Genomic DNA, 17,149 nt, shown 5'->3' on the forward strand with positions numbered 1-17,149 from the left:
TTCCCATGGCGCAAGCTAGTAAGATCCCTGAAAGATGATCAGGTTGATAGGTCAGAGGTGGAAGCGTGGCGACATGTGGAGCTGACTGATACTAATAGATCGAGGACTTAACCAACGCTTTAAAAAAATGAAATACCTTCTTATTATCTAGTTTTGAAGGAATGAAAATTTCTTCTTGCATTTTCTCAAAAAGACGTTATAATAATATATGTCTTGAAAAAATGTTAACATTGTTTGGTGACGATAGCGAAGAGGTCACACCCGTTCCCATTCCGAACACGGCAGTTAAGCTCTTCAGCGCCGATGGTAGTTGGGGGTTTCCCCCTGTGAGAGTAGGACGTCGCCAAGCAGGTTTCATATGGAGGATTAGCTCAGCTGGGAGAGCATCTGCCTTACAAGCAGAGGGTCGGCGGTTCGATCCCGTCATCCTCCACCATTTTACACCTGCCGGTGTAGCTCAACTGGTAGAGCAACTGACTTGTAATCAGTAGGTTGGGGGTTCAAGTCCTCTTGCCGGCACCATTTTAAGATAGTACAAGCACGAGCCATTAGCTCAGTTGGTAGAGCATCTGACTTTTAATCAGAGGGTCGAAGGTTCGAATCCTTCATGGCTCACCATTTTATATGCGGGTGTGGCGGAATTGGCAGACGCACCAGACTTAGGATCTGGCGCCGCAAGGCGTGGGGGTTCAAGTCCCTTCACCCGCATCGTTCGCGGAAGTAGTTCAGTGGTAGAATACAACCTTGCCAAGGTTGGGGTCGCGGGTTCGAATCCCGTCTTCCGCTCCACTATTTATTTATGCCGGGGTGGCGGAACTGGCAGACGCACAGGACTTAAAATCCTGCGGTAGGTGACTACCGTACCGGTTCGATTCCGGTCCTCGGCACCATCATAATATGCGCCCGTAGCTCAATTGGATAGAGCATCTGACTACGAATCAGAAGGTTGTAGGTTCGACTCCCGCCGGGCGCACCATGTTTTTATTGCGGGAAGTAGCTCAGCTTGGTAGAGCACTTGGTTTGGGACCAAGGGGTCGCAGGTTCGAATCCTGTCTTCCCGACCACGTGATTTTTAATGAATGGGGCCTTAGCTCAGCTGGGAGAGCGCCTGCCTTGCACGCAGGAGGTCAGCGGTTCGATCCCGCTAGGCTCCACCATTTTTCAATCAGAAACTTATATTATATTGGCGGTGTAGCTCAGCTGGCTAGAGCGTACGGTTCATACCCGTGAGGTCGGGGGTTCGATCCCCTCCGCCGCTACCAATAAATATAAGGACCTTTAGCTCAGCTGGTTAGAGCAGACGGCTCATAACCGTCCGGTCGTAGGTTCGAGTCCTACAAGGTCCACCATATTCACTTTTCAAAAGCCATGGAGGTATACCCAAGTTCGGCTGAAGGGATCGGTCTTGAAAACCGACAGGGGAGTCAAATCCCGCGGGGGTTCGAATCCCTCTACCTCCTCCATTTTTTCAAAAAAGCAGCAAGTTGTTTTGAAACACCCTTACATAATGGATGCGGACAAAACGATATACACGAAAACTTGATGCAAATCGTTTCATTATTACCGTCGCGGGGTGGAGCAGTCCGGTAGCTCGTCGGGCTCATAACCCGAAGGTCGCAGGTTCAAATCCTGTCCCCGCAATTATTAGGTCCCGTGGTGTAGCGGTTAACATGCCTGCCTGTCACGCAGGAGATCGCGGGTTCGATTCCCGTCGGGACCGCCATTTTTAAAATTCAATACATTTGTGGCTCAGTAGCTCAGTCGGTAGAGCAAAGGACTGAAAATCCTTGTGTCGGCGGTTCGATTCCGTCCTGAGCCACCATATAATTACGGCGGTTGTGGCGAAGTGGTTAACGCACCTGATTGTGGTTCAGGCATTCGTGGGTTCGATTCCCATCAGTCGCCCCATTTCGCGGGTGTAGTTTAGTGGTAAAACCTCAGCCTTCCAAGCTGATGATGAGGGTTCGATTCCCTTCACCCGCTCCAAATATGGGCCTATAGCTCAGCTGGTTAGAGCGCACGCCTGATAAGCGTGAGGTCGATGGTTCGAGTCCATTTAGGCCCACCATATTCATTGTTCCGCAGTAGCTCAGTGGTAGAGCATTCGGCTGTTAACCGAACGGTCGTAGGTTCGAGTCCTACCTGCGGAGCCATGGGGAAGTACTCAAGAGGCTGAAGAGGCGCCCCTGCTAAGGGTGTAGGTCGCGCGAGCGGCGCGAGGGTTCAAATCCCTCCTTCTCCGCCATTTGGCCCGTTGGTCAAGCGGTTAAGACACCGCCCTTTCACGGCGGTAACACGGGTTCGAATCCCGTACGGGTCATAACAAAAAAGGAAGCATACATTCATGTATGCTTCTTTTTTTCATTTCTTTTCATTGATATAACTATCTTTTTGTTTATAGGGAATGTCTCCAAGATTGGATTCTATATTTTCTTCTTCAAGTGTATCTTCATATTCCTTTTGCTTTTTGTTCGTTATATTCACTCTATTTTTTCCTTCGATATCATTTGCGGCAAATCCTTCATAGTCTTCAGGAAACCCGTTCGTTTCATCCTCGGTTTTATAAAGGTCATTATAATTATCATGATCTCCTGTGTAATCGGATGGTGTTTCGGATGTACCGAATTTGGCAACTTCACCAAAGCTATCTTCTTTATCCACCATTTCAATTCCATGACGATTTTCAAAATGATCACCCTTGGATGGAATCAGTATTTTCTCTTCCACAGGCCGCTCTTGTGAAAGTGGCCGTTCTGGGGCGTGCTCGACACAGTAGAGGGTGCTTGGGATCGCTTCAAGCCTCTCGATGGGGATTTCCCTATTGCAGGTTTTACAATGGCCATACGAACCTTCCTCCATGGCTTTCAAAGCTTCATCGATTTTCTCCATTTCGGATTGTGCATGCTCATCGAGTGCTTGATTCCGTTCCATCTCGAATAGTTCGGTTCCTAGGTCAGCAGGATGATTATCATAGGCTGATAATTCCCCTACGGATTCGGTCTGGCTTTTCTCCAGAACGGATTGTTCATCATTTTGAATTCTATTACTTAGCTCATTTTTTTCTTGAAGCAGTTCTTTTTTGAATTTTTGCGTTTGTTGTTTCGTTGCCATATCGGATCCACTCCTTCTAAAGTCTAAATCTCATTTTATATTGGTAAAATGGTTGTATTATCTATTACCCGAATCGGGGTATAGGAAAACAATATGGAACGGATGATAGAAAAAAAGACTGAGCGATGAGCTCAGTCCTCGGAGATTATATAAGATAGCTGATGAATAATCCAATGGCCATGAGTAAGCCAAAGAAGGTGTTCGTTTGTGCCGTGGCTTTCATTGCTGGCACCATCGTGATCGGCTGCGTTTTACCTACGAAGCCTTTGATTGCGGCCAGGGCTTTCGGGATGCTTAGGAAGGCAAGGAGGATCCACGCCGTTACGCTTCCGGTAAGGACTAGCCCAACTAGCCATAGATAAGAGAAGGCGAACATGATTGCCATGAATGTCAGGGCGTTTTTCCGACCCATGACTACCGGCATCGTTTTACGGCCATGTGCCTTATCTCCGTCATGGTCACGTAGGTTATTGGATAAGTTGATCAACCCGACCAATATTCCACTTGGAATGGCAATTAAGATAGCTGTTGAAGAAACATCACCGGTTTGAATGAAAAAGGCGATCAGGATTATCAAAAAGCCCATGAACAATCCAGAAAAAAGTTCCCCGAATGGTGTATATGAAATGGGCAGGGGTCCGCCTGTATAAAGATAGCCGACAAGCATACAAACCAGTCCTACTGCAGCAAGCCACCAAGATGATGCGGCACAGATATAAATTCCAATTATCAAGGCGATGGCATACATGCCAAGGGCCAAGTTCATGATTAGTTTGGGGGTCATCCCATGACGGACGATCCCGCCGCCAATGCCTACGGATTCCTCCGTATCCAAGCCTCTCTTGAAATCATAGTATTCATTGAATAAATTGGTTGCAGCTTGAATCAGGATACTTGCAATCATCATGGCAGCGAATAATAACCAATTCACTCCATCTTCCAAAAGTGCAATAACAGTTCCAAGTAAGACTGGAACAAAAGCTGCGGTTAGTGTATGTGGACGAATTAACTCCCACCAAATCTTCCAGGTCCGTTTAAGGGGAAGTCCGTCGTATTCTGTTTGCATTATTTCTCTCCTCAAAATCATTATTGGTTCTCTCGAAATTATAACAAATATTGAAATGTTGCACAAAAGGTTATCCTAATAAATGCAGGAAAAGTGGGCAAGGGTGATATTTGGAATTCATGGATGGTGCATTTCCAGAATCAAGGATATTTCTCTGCATTCGCTAAGATTCATATAATAAGGAAAAAAGCAGGAAAGAATCGTTCAGTAAAGGGGCGTTTTATTGACATGAGGTTCAAGGGAGGTGTATCTTTAAATAGGTTAAAAAGCTTTTAAAATGTACATTTGGGGGGATTTTTTTGGCTATCTCAGAGGAAACTGAACAGTTTCAGGGACTGGCTTCAGCTATACAAAAGGCGAAGGACTTGAATGATCAAGTTCTATTCAGTCATATTAAGAAAGTTAATTGCAATAACCCCCTTTCATTTTATCAAGCTGGAAGAGAACGGTACGCGGGTGAACGCTTTTTCTGGGAGGACCCTGCAAAGGAAATAACCATTACCGGTTTAGGCAATGTTAAGAAACTCAAAGCGGCATCGAATGCCGAACGTTATAGAGAAGTCGAAAAGAGCTGGATCAAACTGCAGAATACTGCTGTCAAAACAGGAGTGACCGATGTAGAAGCGACAGGTCCTTTACTGTTTGGGGGCTTTTCTTTTGATTATGAAACTGACAGTACGCTCCTGTGGAATCAGTTCGGGGACAACCTGTTTTATATACCTGCCTTCATGCTGTCAATAGTGGGGAATCAAGCTTACTTAACGACAAACTTACTTTGTTCGCCTGATGATTCAGAAAAACTCTTCATAGATATGATAAATGAACGGGAAGCTTTCCTTTTAGAAAGCTTGGATGGCAATGGATCGGGTGCAAATTCCCTGGTTATGCAGAGGGAAGTCGAGCCTGAGAAATGGAAGAGGACGGTCGAAGAGGCTGTTCAGGAAATCAAGACGACAGATCTCGACAAGATCGTTTTGGCAAGGGAGCTTAGACTTGTTTTTGAACGTTCCATCGATTCAGGGAAAGTGCTTGAACAATTGATTGCTGAGCAGCCATTAAGCTATATTTTCTGTTTGGAGGCTGGCGGTGACTGTTTTGTAGGTGCCACCCCTGAACGTTTAATTAAGAAACAGGGAAATGAAGTTTTTTCAACCTGTCTTGCCGGATCGATGGGGCGAGGGAAAGATGAGCAGGAAGATGTTTGTCTTGGTGAAGAATTGCTTCATGACCAAAAGAATTTACAAGAACATCAATATGTCGTGTCGATGATATCCAATGCTTTTGATTCTGTATGCGAAAAAGTGATGGTTCCTGCCGAACCCGCACTTATGAAAAACCGTCATATCCAGCATTTGTACACACCTGTCCGCGGTATATCCAAGGAAGGTGTCACGATTTTTGAATTCGTCGAGAACCTCCATCCTACACCTGCTATGGGCGGACTACCAAAAGAAAAGGCCGTTGTCCGGATTCGGGAAATGGAAGGTCTTGAACGCGGCTTTTATGCGGGTCCTTTAGGTTGGGTGGATACGTATGGAAACGGGGAATTCGCTGTAGGGATACGTTCTGCCCTAATACAGAACAATGAGGCATCCCTCTTTGCCGGATGCGGGGTAGTTGAAGATTCGACTCCCGAAAGTGAATTCCGCGAAACAGGGATTAAATTCAATCCGATGTTAAGTGCTTTAGGAGGAAATCTTAATGAATGACCGAGATGCATTGACAGCGTATGCTGCTTCATTCGTCGATGAGCTGGCACAAAATGAGGTGAGGCATGTGGTGGTGAGCCCAGGTTCACGATCCACGCCCATAGCTTTGTTGCTAGTGGAACATCCTGATATCGAAATTCATATTAATGTGGATGAGCGTTCGGCTGCTTTTTTTGCCCTTGGTTTGGCTAAGGCCTTAAAAGAACCTGTCGGACTTCTTTGTACGTCCGGTACAGCCGCAGCAAACTATTACCCAGCCATCATTGAGGCTTTCTATTCAAGAGTGCCGCTTATTGTACTTACCGCTGACCGACCGCATGAATTGCGTGATGTCGGAGCCCCGCAGGCGATCGATCAGATACATCTTTACGGGAGACATGTAAAATGGTTTGTCGAAATGGCACTTCCTGAAAGCACGGATGGGATGATGCGGTATGCCAGAACGGTCGGTGCAAGGGCAGTGGCTACAGCGGCAGCTGGACCTGCAGGGCCTGTACATTTGAATTTCCCGCTTCGTGAACCATTGATTCCGGATCTGGAGAAGGCAAAGGAGTACAGGCAAAATAAAATGACGCCTGCAGTGTTGATTGACAGTGGAGAACGGTCATTGTCCGCATCACAAATAGAAGCTGTGGCAACTACATTGTCACAAGCTAAGCAAGGTATGATCGTATGTGGCGAATTACCGCATCCAGAGATGAAGGAAGCCATCGTCGCATTAGCGGAAAAACTTGCTTTTCCTATACTGGCTGATCCTCTTTCACAGTTAAGGAGCGGAAGTCAGGACAAAGCCGTCATAATTGATGCGTACGATACGTTTCTACGCGATGAAACGGCTACAGCGGCTTTCAGGCCGGAAGTGATCTTGCGTTTCGGGTCAATGCCTGTTTCTAAACCCTTATTGTTATTCATGAAAAAACAAAAACAGGCAATCACTTTGGTCGTCGATGGCGGAGCAGGCTGGCGTGAACCAGCCGGATTGGCAACGAATATGATTTACAGCGAAGAGAAAGATTTTTGTTTGAAAATTGCTGATAAGATTATTTCTTCTCCTGATGATGAATGGCTTCGCTTATGGCAGACCGTCAACGGAGCGACGAAGGATGCCCTGGCCTCCGTCAGGGATGAATCGGAGTTAAGTGAAGGCAAGCTGTTCGCCCTGCTTGCTGATATGATGCCATTGGAATCGACGCTGTTTGTCGGGAATAGCATGCCCATACGTGATTTGGATACTTTCTTTTTGAATAATGGAAAAGGAATCAAAACTATGGCAAATCGCGGTGCGAATGGGATTGATGGTGTCGTTTCCACTGCTCTTGGCGTAAGCACGGTATCGAAAAATACAGTGCTGGCAATCGGGGATTTAAGCTTTTTCCATGATATGAATGGCTTGCTTGCGGCAAAACTTCAAAAACAAAATATCACGATATTGCTGATTAATAATGATGGAGGCGGTATATTCTCCTTCTTGCCGCAGGCGAATGAGAGGGAACATTTCGAAACGCTATTCGGCACGCCTCATGGGCTTGATTTTTCCCATACTTCCCAGCTTTATGGCGGTAAATACAACAAGGTGCAAAGTTGGGATGAGTTTGAGAAGGTATTTACGGAGTCATTCGAAATGAAAGGTCTGAAAATCATTGAAGTACCGACAGAAAGAGAGTCCAATTTACAAAAGCATCGAAATTTGTGGAGCTTTGTTTCCCAGGAAATAAAAATGGTGTTAGATAGGGAAATATCATGAATATTGTCAGCAAGGATGTCAATTATGCTGTTGAAATAACGGGAAATGGAGATCCTCTTGTACTTTTACATGGATTTACGGGAAATCGGGATACATGGAAATTCCTCATTCCGCTACTGAGTGACAGGTATACCATGATAATGGTCGACATCATCGGTCATGGCATGTCTGCGTCACCAGCCGATCATCGAAGGTATGAGATGGAGCGTGTGGCAGAGGATATCAAGTATATTTTGGATGTGTTACATTTCCCGAAAGCCCATATCCTTGGATACTCGATGGGCGGAAGGCTCGGATTGGGATTTGCCTGTTTGTATCCTGAGTATGTTGATACACTGATATTGGAGAGCGCTTCACCAGGCCTTTTAACAGAAGGGGAACGGGAAATCCGAAGGGAAAATGATAGGAAGCTTGCCGAACGGATTCTTGTAAATGGCATGGAAGCTTTTGTGAATCGATGGGAAAACATCCCGCTGTTTGAAAGTCAAAAACGGTTGTCGGCCAAAACCAGGTCGGTCATTCGGGAGCAGCGGTTGGCAAATGACCCTGCTGGCCTTTCCAATAGCCTTCTTGGTATGGGGACAGGCAGTCAGGCTTCATACTGGGAACAACTGCAAACTCTTGATTTCCCTGTGCTCCTTATAACTGGTGAACTCGACCGTAAGTTTTGTGACATTGCGGACTTAATGAAGAGAAAGTTGAAGCGGGCCGAATGGAAAATAATAAATGATGCGGGACATGCGATTCATGTGGAAGTTGGAGAAAAGTTTGGTAAAATAATAAGTGAGTTTTTAAAGCAAAATAAAAGGAGGAATTAAGGTGACGATACAATGGGAAACAATACGTGAGTATGATGAAATTTTGTATGAAAAATATAACGGGATTGCAAAAGTGTCCATCAACCGACCACATGTACATAATGCATTCACGCCAAAAACGACTGCTGAAATGATTGATGCATTCGCAAGGGCGCGTGACGATTCAAGCATTGGTGTCATTATTTTAACGGGTGTAGGCGGCAAAGCATTCTGTTCAGGCGGAGATCAAAAAGTACGCGGAAATGGCGGATATGTAGGTGAAGATAACATTCCGCGTCTAAATGTTCTTGATTTGCAACGTTTGATTCGCGTAATTCCAAAACCGGTCGTAGCCATGGTTGCAGGATATGCAATTGGTGGCGGTAATGTCTTGAACGTGGTATGTGACTTGACGATTGCTGCTGACAATGCAATTTTCGGACAAACTGGACCGAATGTGGGAAGCTTTGATGCTGGTTATGGTTCTGGCTATCTTGCACGTATCGTGGGTCATAAAAAGGCGCGCGAAATCTGGTACCTATGCCGTCAATACAATGCACAGGAAGCATTGGATATGGGATTGGTCAACACGGTTGTACCTTTGGACGAATTGGAAACGGAAACGGTTAAATGGTGTGAAGAAATGCTTGAGAAGAGCCCGACTGCACTTCGTTTCTTGAAAGCGGCAATGAACGCTGATACGGATGGCCTTGCAGGTCTTCAACAATTGGCTGGTGACGCTACACTTTTATACTATACAACAGAAGAAGCAAAAGAAGGCCGCGATGCATTCAAAGAAAAACGCACTCCGGACTTTGGGCAATTCCCTCGTTTCCCTTAATGAAACGCGTGAATCGATGAGACTGACAGCTTGGCGGAAAATCGCCGGGCTGTTTTCTATATCAAAATGGAAGAGGGTAAGCAGCAATGGCAGAAGAAAAGTTGCCGAACTGGCTGAAAAATCGGGCGCATCTTTCACCGGATCGCCCGGCAATTGAGTTTGAAGGTCATACGTATAGCTTTCTTGAACTGCATACATTATCGGAGAAAATGGCTGGTAAGCTGGCAAGCATTGGTTTGGGCGCTGGCGATTCATGTGCGGTTTTGCTCCGTAACCATATTGATGGTGTTGTCGTTATCCATGCACTACTTTATCTCGGTGTGAAGATTGTGATGCTGAATAATAAGCTAACGGCAAAAGAGCTGTCCTGGCAAATCGGGGATAGTGAAACAGCCTTTTTGGTTTCAGAAGGCTCCTTCTCCGGCAAACTCTCTGATATTGGTGAGATTCTCCCCGAATTGAACCTTCATTTAATGGAAGAATTGCCGGATGGCACTGCTGAGATACTTCAAGAGTTTTACCTTGAGGATACCGCGACGATCATGTATACATCAGGTACGACGGGAAATCCCAAAGGGGTGATCCAAACATTCGGCAACCATTGGTGGAGTGCCGTAGGGTCTGTTCTGAACCTTGGATTGCATGAGGACGATTCGTGGTATTGTGCGGTTCCCATCTTTCATATTAGCGGTTTATCCATCCTGATGAAAAATGTGATTTATGGCATGAAAGTCGTTTTGGCGGAACGTTTCGATGAACGGGAGGCAAACCGGAGCATCCAGGAAAATGGCGTGACAATCATTTCGGTCGTGACGGCGATGCTGAATAGGATGGTGCAGGATATGAAGGGAACAAGCTATCCGGAAACCCTTCGCTGTTTCCTGTTGGGCGGCGGCCCTGCACCCGTCCATTTACTTGAGGTATGTAAGGAGAAAGGGATTCCCGTCTATCAATCATATGGGATGACCGAAACGTCTTCACAGATTGTGACACTGGCACCGGAGTATAGCATGACAAAAATCGGCTCGGCGGGAAAACCCTTGTTTCCTTCGCAGTTACGGATAGAGAAAGACGGCACTATGTGTGAACCGGGTGCAGTGGGCGAAATCGTGGTTTCAGGTCCGAATGTGACGAAAGGCTATTTTAATCGGTTGGACGCTACACAGCAGGCCATCACCGATGGATGGCTTTATACTGGGGACCTTGGTTATCTCGATAAGGAAGGCTTTTTATATGTGCTTGACCGACGCTCGGATTTAATCATTTCCGGCGGTGAAAATGTGTACCCGGCCGAGATTGAAAATGTCCTTAGTAAGCACCCTGATGTTTTCGAAGCGGGAGTGACGGGGACTGACGATGAAAAATGGGGACAGGTCCCACTTGCCTTTGTCGTCTTGCATCAAGGTACAGAGCTTGATGAGAGCGAACTGCTGGAATATTGCAGGGGATATTTGGCATCTTATAAAATTCCCCGGAACGTGATTTTTTGTAAGGAGCTTCCCCGGAATGGCGCAAGCAAGCTTTTGAGACGGGAACTGAAGAAGGAAATGGGGGAATGGCAATGAAGTTATCCTCCATTTCCCTTAAGCTCATTAAGGCCCCTTTAAAGCGGTCATTTAAGACACATCTCGAAACGGTAAGCGATCGGGAAGTGATAATTGTCGAAGCCATGGATGAAGACGGATTGATTGGATACGGGGAAGCTGTCCCTTTTACAAGTCCTTGGTATACCGAGGAAACGATCAAGACATGCTTTCATATGTTGGATGACTTCTTAATCCCGCTGACATTGGCCAGTCAGATCAGGCATCCTGATGAGCTGCCGAATTTATGGAGCGGAATCAGACGGAATGCGATGGCGAAGTCAGCTTTAGAGCAGGCAATCCTCGATTTATATGCGAAGCAGAAGGGAGTCTACCTCGGACGGCTGTTTGGCGGCGAACGAAGTGAAGTGGCCGCTGGTGTAGTCGTTGCATCCAATGATATAGAAGACGCGATTCTTCAAATCGAGGATTTTTCCGGATCTGGTTATCAGCGTTATAAAATAAAAATCAATCCAGAAAATGATCTGGAGTTTTTAGGGGAAATACGTCGGGCCTATCCCGATATCCCGCTAATGGCAGATGCCAATTCAGCGTACAGTCTTGATGACATCCCACATCTTCAGAAGCTTGATGTGTTTAAGCTGATGATGATTGAGCAGCCGCTGGGACATGACGACATTGTGGAACATTCATTTTTGCAGAAACAACTGCAGACACCCATTTGCCTTGATGAAAGCATTAATTCATTTCATGATGCCAAAAGTGCGCTGTCGCTCCAGAGCTGTGGGGTGATCAACATTAAGATGGCTAAAGTCGGCGGCTGGAGGGAAGCTGTAAGAATTCATGATCTATGCCTGGGTAATGGTGTGCCCGTTTGGTGCGGCGGTATGATTGAATTTGGCATATCACGTGCACATAATATCGCACTTGCCACATTAAAAGGGTTCACGATTCCCGGTGATATATCATCTTCATCTCGTTATTGGGAAGAGGATATAATCGATCCCGAAGTCATTGTCGAAAATGGCATGATCCAAGTTCCCGATAAAGCTGGAATCGGTTTTGCCATCAATGAAAAGCGGTTAAAGGAATTGACTACATATAGTAAACTGTACAAGTGAAAACATCAAAAGAGGTGCATTACCGCCTCTTTTGATCAAATATTGATAATCCTTCTTTTTACCTCCCACGGTCTATGTAACTCACTCATTTAGTATTTTTTTGGACAGGAATCCCACCCTTTTGGTAAATGATTTTAATAGATAAATAACAAATATCAGTTAGAGGTTTCGATTGGCATCCCGGCTAGCCTAGGCTCTGCTGGAAGCTTGTGGCGAGGCAGGCAGTCGGGCGCAACCCTACAGATTTTAGAAAAATCATTTAAATGGCCGGATAAACCATATTTTTTTTCGGAAAATGGGGTTTTGTCTATTTTTTCTTTATTGGATTATTTTGTATAATGAAATTAAAAGAATGGCAACCAAGGGAGAGGGAGGGGAAAGTGTATGAAAAAACCGTACCTAATTGCGGAAATTCTACTGAGAAGAGGCATGCCTGACTATGTCATAAAAGAAGTGACGGCTTTGCAGGAGTGCGAGCTGTTTCTTTTGAAGAGAAAGTGGGGCCTCTATGACCGGAAGACAGGTGCGTAAAGAATGAAAGTAAAAAGGGAACCGTTCCGAGCCGGTCCCCATGCGTTTTAAGGTTTTTTAAGCCGGTACCTATTGACAGGGCGGCCTATGCTGCCATACTGTACGTCAAGCTGAAGGACTTCTTCGCCATGCAAGTATTCAAGATAGCGCCTTGCTGTAACTCTGGCGATACCAATCCCATCAGCTACTTCTTCTGCAGATAGTGACCCAGGCTGGGTCTTTATGAACTTCGTCACTTGCTCAAGAGTCGCACCATTCAGTCCTTTGGGAACATCATATTTCGGACTCGCTTCAGAATGTGTTTTATTTTGAAAGAGAATTCGGTCGAGCTGGGTTTGAGAAATTTGATGGTCAGGTTCAACCTCCATCCGAAAAGCGAAGTATTGTTCCAGCGTATGTTTTAGCCTATCGAATTTAAATGGCTTGATTAAATAGTCAAAAGCTCCGTTCTGCATCATTTTTCGGATCGTTTTCTGATCATTTGCCGCTGAAATGATGATGACATCCACATCAATTTGCTCTTTTCTGATTTGATAAAGTGTATCAACCCCGTTTAAAGAAGGCATGAAGATGTCCAAAATGACAAGGTCGGGTTTAGACTGCCTGATTTTTTCCAGACCTTCAAGCCCATTTGAAGCTGTATCAACGACTTTAAAGGCAGGCAGGCGCTCGATGAACTGTTTGTTGACCTCTTGGACCATTGGGTCGTCTTCAATTAAAAGTACACGAATTTCATTAGTCATTTTGGTTCTCCCCTATATCGTGCATCGGAAAAGAAAGAAAAAAGCTTGTTCCTTCGTTAGGGCGTGTCGTGAATTTCATTTCGCCGTTCGCTTTTTTTACAATTTGGTCTATTAGATAAAGACCAATTCCTGATCCTTCCGCACCTTTTGTTGTAAAACCATACTCGAATATATCTTTATGAATGTCCTCGGGAATGCCGGGTCCATTATCCTCAAGCACGATTTGACAATGACGTTCATCCTGGTAGATGGATAAATAAACTTGTTTTGTTTCCTCGGAACAATGCTTTAACGCTGCGAATGAGTTTTCGATCAGGTTTCCGATTATCAAAACAAAATCATGATGATCCAAATCAGCGGGGAAGCGGTCCAATTTCGTGTGCTTGTCCATGATGAGCTCAATTCCGAGTTCCCGTCCCAATGAGATCTTGCTTAATATCAGCCCCACTAAATTATCATCGTGAATGTGCTTCGTTAAAAACCTGGTCAATTCCTCTTGTTCTTCCGTGATCTGAAAAATGTAATGCAGCGCTTCGTCAAGATTACCTAGCTGGATCAATCCGGCTATCGTATGAAGTTTGTTCATATGTTCATGGTTTTGAACACGCAGGGCTTCAACGAATGCTTTGACACTAGTCAACTCTTCAGCTAGCTTCGTCACATCGGTGCGATCCTGGAAAATGGCCACGGCACCGATAGTTTTATCCGCAATCTTTATCGGTACCCGGTTGCTTACAATATTCCTGTTTTGAACGGAGATTTCCTGATTGAAGATGGGAGATGTCCGGTCGAGCACTTCCGGGAGACGGGTATCGTTTATAATATCATTGATATTCCTGCCTATGACTTCACCGTTAATATTGAATATTTGCTTAGCCTTTTCATTGAAAATCGTGATTGTTTCATTATTATCTATGGCAATGACCCCTTCATGCATCGCATTGAATGCTGCTGTCCTTTCAACCAGCATCCGTGAAATTTCATGTGGTTCAAGTTGGAAGGTCTCTTTTTTTATCCTTTTTGCCATGAGCCATGAGCCGCATACCCCGAATAGAAGTGTAAGGACCAGGATGATCGCGATTTCGCCTTTCAGATCCTTGATTAACTCCGGTATCGTAGGCAAGATATTCCCTACCAGAACGACGCCGATTTGCTCTCTATCTTTATCAAGGATCGGGACAAAGGCGCGGACGGAAATGCCAAGATCGCCAGCCGCCTTTGAAAGATACTCGTGCTCAGCGAACGCAGGGCTTTCATCACTGCTTTCCGAAGGGGTCCCCAATTGGCTGAACACTGGATGGGAATAGCGTATATGCTGATTGTTAAGCACAACTATATAATCTGCTTGATGGATTTTCCTTAAGTTTTCAATAATCGGATTGAGCTGCGTCCATCCTTCCGGCTCACGGACCAATTTTTGTACTTCAGGGAGTTCGGCAATGGTATGGGCAGTGATCATGGATCGTTTGCCGATTTCATCTTCCCTGACCGAAACGATGTTTCCGAATATAAAAATCCCGCCTATTAGTATCGAAAAAGCGACGATTACGAATGATAGCAGGGTGATTTTAATTTGAATGGGCATATGAAAGGATTTATCCATTGTTTTTCCTCCATTACTTCTATACTTTATAGTAACAGAATTTCTATCACTTTTCGCTATTTTTCGCGCATTGTATTACGACAGTAAAAAGCTGTGATAGAATAGTGATAATGTGAAGTGAGCGGTGAGGAGTTGTCGGTATGCGTGCATTATGGGGGTACTTAGTATTAATTGGCCTGGGGCTGTTGATAGCCGTGTATATATCGTTTCAATCGTTCTTTACAAGCTTCGGTTTCAATTTGCCGAAGGATAAGGAGCAGATCGGGATGAAGGATCAAATCGTGATTAAGTTCAGTCATGTCGTTGCCGAAAATACACCTAAAGGGCTAGCTGCGAACCGGTTTGCCCAACTTGTCGATGAATATACAGATCATCGAGTCAAAATTGAAGTTTATCCTAATCAGTCATTATATAGTGATCATGAAGAAATCGAAGCATTACAAGAAAACAAGGTGCAGATGATTGCTCCAACTACATCTAAAATTACGAGCATATCAAAGAAATGGATGCTATTGGACCTTCCTTACATCTTTCCAACGGACGCTGCCTTGCAGGAAGCATTGAATGGGGAAGTGGGGGAAGAGCTGCTTAAGCAGCTGAACACCATCGATATCGAGGGACTCGCATTTTGGTCGAATAACTATAAACAGATTACAAGCAGTAAACCGATACGGCATCCAAGTGATTTTGCAGGAAAGAATTTTAGAATCATGCCAAGTGCAGTCCTGGAAAGCCAATTCAATCATTTTGGGGCGACAACTTCTGAGCTGGAGTTTAATGAAACGTTTAAAAGCCTTGAAATCAATGAAACGGACAGCCAGGAAAATACGATTTCGAATATTTATTCCAAGAAATTATATGAGGTGCAAAAATATTTAACGATCAGTGATCATGGCTATTTAGGGTATGTCGTCATGATAAACAAGCCGTTTTGGAACAAACTCCCGTTGGACATTCAGCAGCAAATCCAAAGGGCGATGGATGATACAACGAAATGGCTATGGATCAAATCAAATGAATTGAATCAGGAACAGCTTAAGGAAATCCAGCAAAAATCGAATATCGACATCTATAAACTGTCAGATGAAGAAAAGAAAGAATGGATGGATGAGATGACCGTCATCTATCCGGAATTCGAATCAACGATTGGAACCGAATTGATGACGAAGATGGAAAAGATCCGTGAAAAGCATTTAAAGGAATAACGAAAACACCATTAAATAGCGGGGGACAAAAAAAGAGCGGACCCAATGGGCCCGCTTTTTTTCCTATTGTAATGCAGTTTGAAGTGTCTTGATATTATTTTCCATTAAACTGAAGTAATCTTCACCGGCTTCGATATCTTTATCCGTCAACACGGAAAGGTTATGGAGCTCAAGTGATTTCGCTCCCATTTCCTTTTGGATGATCTCGGTTAGTTTAGAACTGATATTCTGCTCAAAGATGACGTAGTTCAAGTCTTCTTCTTTAGCCATGGTTACGATTTTCCCCAGTTCCTTTTGAGAAGGTTCGTTTGAAGATGTTAGTCCTGTGACGCCAATTTGTTCCAATCCATAGCGTTCCTCCCAATAACCATATGCAGAATGGGAAACGATGATCTTATTGGTACGGCCTGACTCGATTGTCGTCGCGAATTTTTCATCAAGTGCCTCAAGCTTTTCGGAAAGCTCGTTGAAACGATTGTTGAAATATTCTTCCTGTTCCGGCATTTTTTTCGTTAATTCATCCTTGATGGTTTTAGCCATGTCAATGGAATAGATGGGATCTAACCACAGATGCGGATTAACGCCCCCATGGTCATGACCGTCTTCTTCATGTGCATGTTCCTCTTGGTGTGCATGTTCATCTTCATCAAGATGAACCGTTTCGCCCACCGCAACCGTCCTGACGCCTTCTTTGCTTAGAATTGGTTCAGCCTTGGTTACAAAGCCTTCAAGATTATAGCCAATATAGAAAAATAGGTCTGACTCAGCCATTTTTACAATATCTTTTTGAGAGGGTTCGAATGAGTGTTCATCCGTTCCGGGAGGATAAACCGTCTCGACATTTACGTATTCCCCGCCAATGGCCTCCGTGAAGTACTGTAAAGGGTAAACCGTTGTATATATATTTAAGGCGTCCTTGGTTTCTTCTTTACTTGATTCTCCCTTTGAGTTGCCGCAGGCTGACAGAAATACCGCAGTAACAAGGAAAAGTGAGAGCAATGCTCGGATTTTCATATGAAATGCTCCTTTATAATTCGTATTGATTACGATTTGAATGTTATATGGTAAAAACGAAATGATTACGATTTGACTTCTGTATGATACAAAAGATTGCAAAAGAAAGCAAGGTTTTTT

13 protein-coding genes, 21 tRNA genes and 2 rRNA genes are annotated in these 17,149 nt (G+C 44.6%); 31 read left to right on the forward strand and 5 right to left on the reverse strand.

Annotation, left to right across the window (positions count from 1 at the left end; genetic code table 11):
* The 23 genes from J7J00_RS18205 to J7J00_RS18315 form a co-directional block, all read left to right on the forward strand.
* Window positions 1-115, forward strand: a 23S ribosomal RNA gene (locus J7J00_RS18205); the annotation flags it as partial.
* 118 nt (window positions 116-233) lie between these two features.
* A 5S ribosomal RNA gene (gene rrf / locus J7J00_RS18210) occupies window positions 234-349 on the forward strand.
* Window positions 350-360: 11 nt separating this feature from the next.
* Window positions 361-436 (forward strand) — tRNA-Val (locus J7J00_RS18215).
* A gap of 10 nt (window positions 437-446) precedes the next feature.
* Window positions 447-522: transfer RNA gene (locus J7J00_RS18220), tRNA-Thr, on the forward strand.
* Window positions 523-542: 20 nt separating this feature from the next.
* Window positions 543-618: transfer RNA gene (locus tag J7J00_RS18225), tRNA-Lys, on the forward strand.
* Window positions 619-626: 8 nt separating this feature from the next.
* Window positions 627-708, forward strand: a tRNA-Leu gene (locus J7J00_RS18230).
* Between the two features lie 6 nt (window positions 709-714).
* A tRNA-Gly gene (locus J7J00_RS18235) sits at window positions 715-789 on the forward strand.
* 12 nt (window positions 790-801) lie between these two features.
* Window positions 802-890, forward strand: a tRNA-Leu gene (locus tag J7J00_RS18240).
* Between the two features lie 9 nt (window positions 891-899).
* Window positions 900-976, forward strand: a tRNA-Arg gene (locus tag J7J00_RS18245).
* 11 nt (window positions 977-987) lie between these two features.
* Window positions 988-1,064, forward strand: a tRNA-Pro gene (locus tag J7J00_RS18250).
* Window positions 1,065-1,081: 17 nt separating this feature from the next.
* Window positions 1,082-1,157: transfer RNA gene (locus tag J7J00_RS18255), tRNA-Ala, on the forward strand.
* Between the two features lie 28 nt (window positions 1,158-1,185).
* A tRNA-Met gene (locus tag J7J00_RS18260) sits at window positions 1,186-1,262 on the forward strand.
* Window positions 1,263-1,272: 10 nt separating this feature from the next.
* Window positions 1,273-1,349 (forward strand) — tRNA-Ile (locus tag J7J00_RS18265).
* A 21-nt stretch (window positions 1,350-1,370) separates the two neighbouring features.
* Window positions 1,371-1,463 (forward strand) — tRNA-Ser (locus J7J00_RS18270).
* A gap of 104 nt (window positions 1,464-1,567) precedes the next feature.
* Window positions 1,568-1,641, forward strand: a tRNA-Met gene (locus J7J00_RS18275).
* Window positions 1,642-1,647: 6 nt separating this feature from the next.
* A tRNA-Asp gene (locus J7J00_RS18280) sits at window positions 1,648-1,723 on the forward strand.
* Between the two features lie 23 nt (window positions 1,724-1,746).
* Window positions 1,747-1,822, forward strand: a tRNA-Phe gene (locus J7J00_RS18285).
* 10 nt (window positions 1,823-1,832) lie between these two features.
* A tRNA-His gene (locus J7J00_RS18290) sits at window positions 1,833-1,908 on the forward strand.
* 4 nt (window positions 1,909-1,912) lie between these two features.
* A tRNA-Gly gene (locus J7J00_RS18295) sits at window positions 1,913-1,986 on the forward strand.
* A gap of 5 nt (window positions 1,987-1,991) precedes the next feature.
* Window positions 1,992-2,068, forward strand: a tRNA-Ile gene (locus tag J7J00_RS18300).
* A gap of 10 nt (window positions 2,069-2,078) precedes the next feature.
* Window positions 2,079-2,153: transfer RNA gene (locus J7J00_RS18305), tRNA-Asn, on the forward strand.
* A 1-nt stretch (window position 2,154) separates the two neighbouring features.
* Window positions 2,155-2,245 (forward strand) — tRNA-Ser (locus tag J7J00_RS18310).
* Between the two features lie 3 nt (window positions 2,246-2,248).
* A tRNA-Glu gene (locus J7J00_RS18315) sits at window positions 2,249-2,320 on the forward strand.
* 41 nt (window positions 2,321-2,361) lie between these two features.
* On the opposite strand, the gene J7J00_RS18320 is transcribed toward J7J00_RS18315, so the two are convergent.
* Together J7J00_RS18320 and J7J00_RS18325 are read right to left on the reverse strand one after the other, a co-directional pair.
* On the reverse strand, window positions 2,362-3,111 hold the full coding sequence (locus J7J00_RS18320; RefSeq protein WP_214793170.1) for a TraR/DksA C4-type zinc finger protein: 750 nt from the start codon (window positions 3,109-3,111) through the stop codon (window positions 2,362-2,364).
* A 145-nt stretch (window positions 3,112-3,256) separates the two neighbouring features.
* Window positions 3,257-4,177: a 1,4-dihydroxy-2-naphthoate polyprenyltransferase gene (locus tag J7J00_RS18325; RefSeq protein ID WP_144529331.1), complete on the reverse strand. Its 921-nt coding sequence runs from the start codon at window positions 4,175-4,177 to the stop codon at window positions 3,257-3,259.
* A 299-nt stretch (window positions 4,178-4,476) separates the two neighbouring features.
* Between J7J00_RS18325 and J7J00_RS18330 the strand changes: the two genes are divergently transcribed.
* The 7 genes from J7J00_RS18330 to J7J00_RS18360 all read left to right on the forward strand — a co-directional run bounded on the left by J7J00_RS18330 (window position 4,477) and on the right by J7J00_RS18360 (window position 12,464).
* Complete coding sequence (locus tag J7J00_RS18330; protein ID WP_214793173.1) at window positions 4,477-5,886, forward strand: isochorismate synthase; 1,410 nt, start codon at window positions 4,477-4,479, stop codon at window positions 5,884-5,886.
* Window positions 5,879-7,630: a 2-succinyl-5-enolpyruvyl-6-hydroxy-3-cyclohexene-1-carboxylic-acid synthase gene (gene menD / locus J7J00_RS18335; protein ID WP_214793176.1), complete on the forward strand. Its 1,752-nt coding sequence runs from the start codon at window positions 5,879-5,881 to the stop codon at window positions 7,628-7,630. The genes J7J00_RS18330 and menD overlap by 8 nt, the downstream gene beginning before the upstream one ends.
* Window positions 7,627-8,448, forward strand: coding sequence for a 2-succinyl-6-hydroxy-2,4-cyclohexadiene-1-carboxylate synthase (gene menH / locus J7J00_RS18340; protein ID WP_214793179.1), 822 nt, complete (start codon window positions 7,627-7,629; stop codon window positions 8,446-8,448). The genes menD and menH overlap by 4 nt, the downstream gene beginning before the upstream one ends.
* 7 nt (window positions 8,449-8,455) lie before the next feature.
* The gene (gene menB, locus J7J00_RS18345; protein ID WP_370662606.1) at window positions 8,456-9,268 is read left to right on the forward strand and encodes a 1,4-dihydroxy-2-naphthoyl-CoA synthase; all 813 of its coding nucleotides are present in this window, start codon (window positions 8,456-8,458) and stop codon (window positions 9,266-9,268) included.
* Between the two features lie 86 nt (window positions 9,269-9,354).
* Window positions 9,355-10,833 (forward strand): o-succinylbenzoate--CoA ligase, encoded by a 1,479-nt coding sequence (locus tag J7J00_RS18350; RefSeq protein WP_214793183.1) that lies wholly within the window; start codon window positions 9,355-9,357, stop codon window positions 10,831-10,833.
* Complete coding sequence (menC, locus tag J7J00_RS18355) at window positions 10,830-11,933, forward strand: o-succinylbenzoate synthase (protein WP_214793186.1); 1,104 nt, start codon at window positions 10,830-10,832, stop codon at window positions 11,931-11,933. Before J7J00_RS18350 ends, menC begins: the two co-directional genes overlap by 4 nt.
* A 384-nt stretch (window positions 11,934-12,317) precedes the next feature.
* Entirely contained in the window at window positions 12,318-12,464 is a 147-nt protein-coding gene (locus J7J00_RS18360) for a hypothetical protein (RefSeq protein ID WP_179890951.1), read from the forward strand.
* Between the two features lie 47 nt (window positions 12,465-12,511).
* On the opposite strand, the gene J7J00_RS18365 is transcribed toward J7J00_RS18360, so the two are convergent.
* Together J7J00_RS18365 and J7J00_RS18370 are read right to left on the reverse strand one after the other, a co-directional pair.
* Window positions 12,512-13,207, reverse strand: a complete 696-nt coding sequence (locus J7J00_RS18365; RefSeq protein ID WP_214793189.1) for a response regulator — start codon at window positions 13,205-13,207, stop codon at window positions 12,512-12,514.
* The gene (locus J7J00_RS18370; RefSeq protein WP_214793191.1) at window positions 13,200-14,810 is read right to left on the reverse strand and encodes an ATP-binding protein; all 1,611 of its coding nucleotides are present in this window, start codon (window positions 14,808-14,810) and stop codon (window positions 13,200-13,202) included. Before J7J00_RS18370 ends, J7J00_RS18365 begins: the two co-directional genes overlap by 8 nt.
* A gap of 140 nt (window positions 14,811-14,950) precedes the next feature.
* On the opposite strand from J7J00_RS18370, the gene J7J00_RS18375 reads away from it, so the two are divergent.
* The gene (locus J7J00_RS18375; protein ID WP_214793193.1) at window positions 14,951-16,015 is read left to right on the forward strand and encodes a DctP family TRAP transporter solute-binding subunit; all 1,065 of its coding nucleotides are present in this window, start codon (window positions 14,951-14,953) and stop codon (window positions 16,013-16,015) included.
* 63 nt (window positions 16,016-16,078) lie between these two features.
* Here J7J00_RS18375 and J7J00_RS18380 read toward each other — a convergent pair whose 3' ends face one another.
* Window positions 16,079-17,029 carry a metal ABC transporter solute-binding protein, Zn/Mn family gene (locus J7J00_RS18380; RefSeq protein WP_214793196.1) on the reverse strand — a complete coding sequence of 317 codons (951 nt, stop codon included), beginning with the start codon at window positions 17,027-17,029 and terminating at the stop codon, window positions 16,079-16,081.
* Window positions 17,030-17,149: the final 120 nt, after the last annotated feature.

Source organism: Bacillus sp. ISL-4, from assembly GCF_018613275.1.
Classification (GTDB): domain Bacteria; phylum Bacillota; class Bacilli; order Bacillales; family DSM-1321; genus Peribacillus; species Peribacillus simplex_E.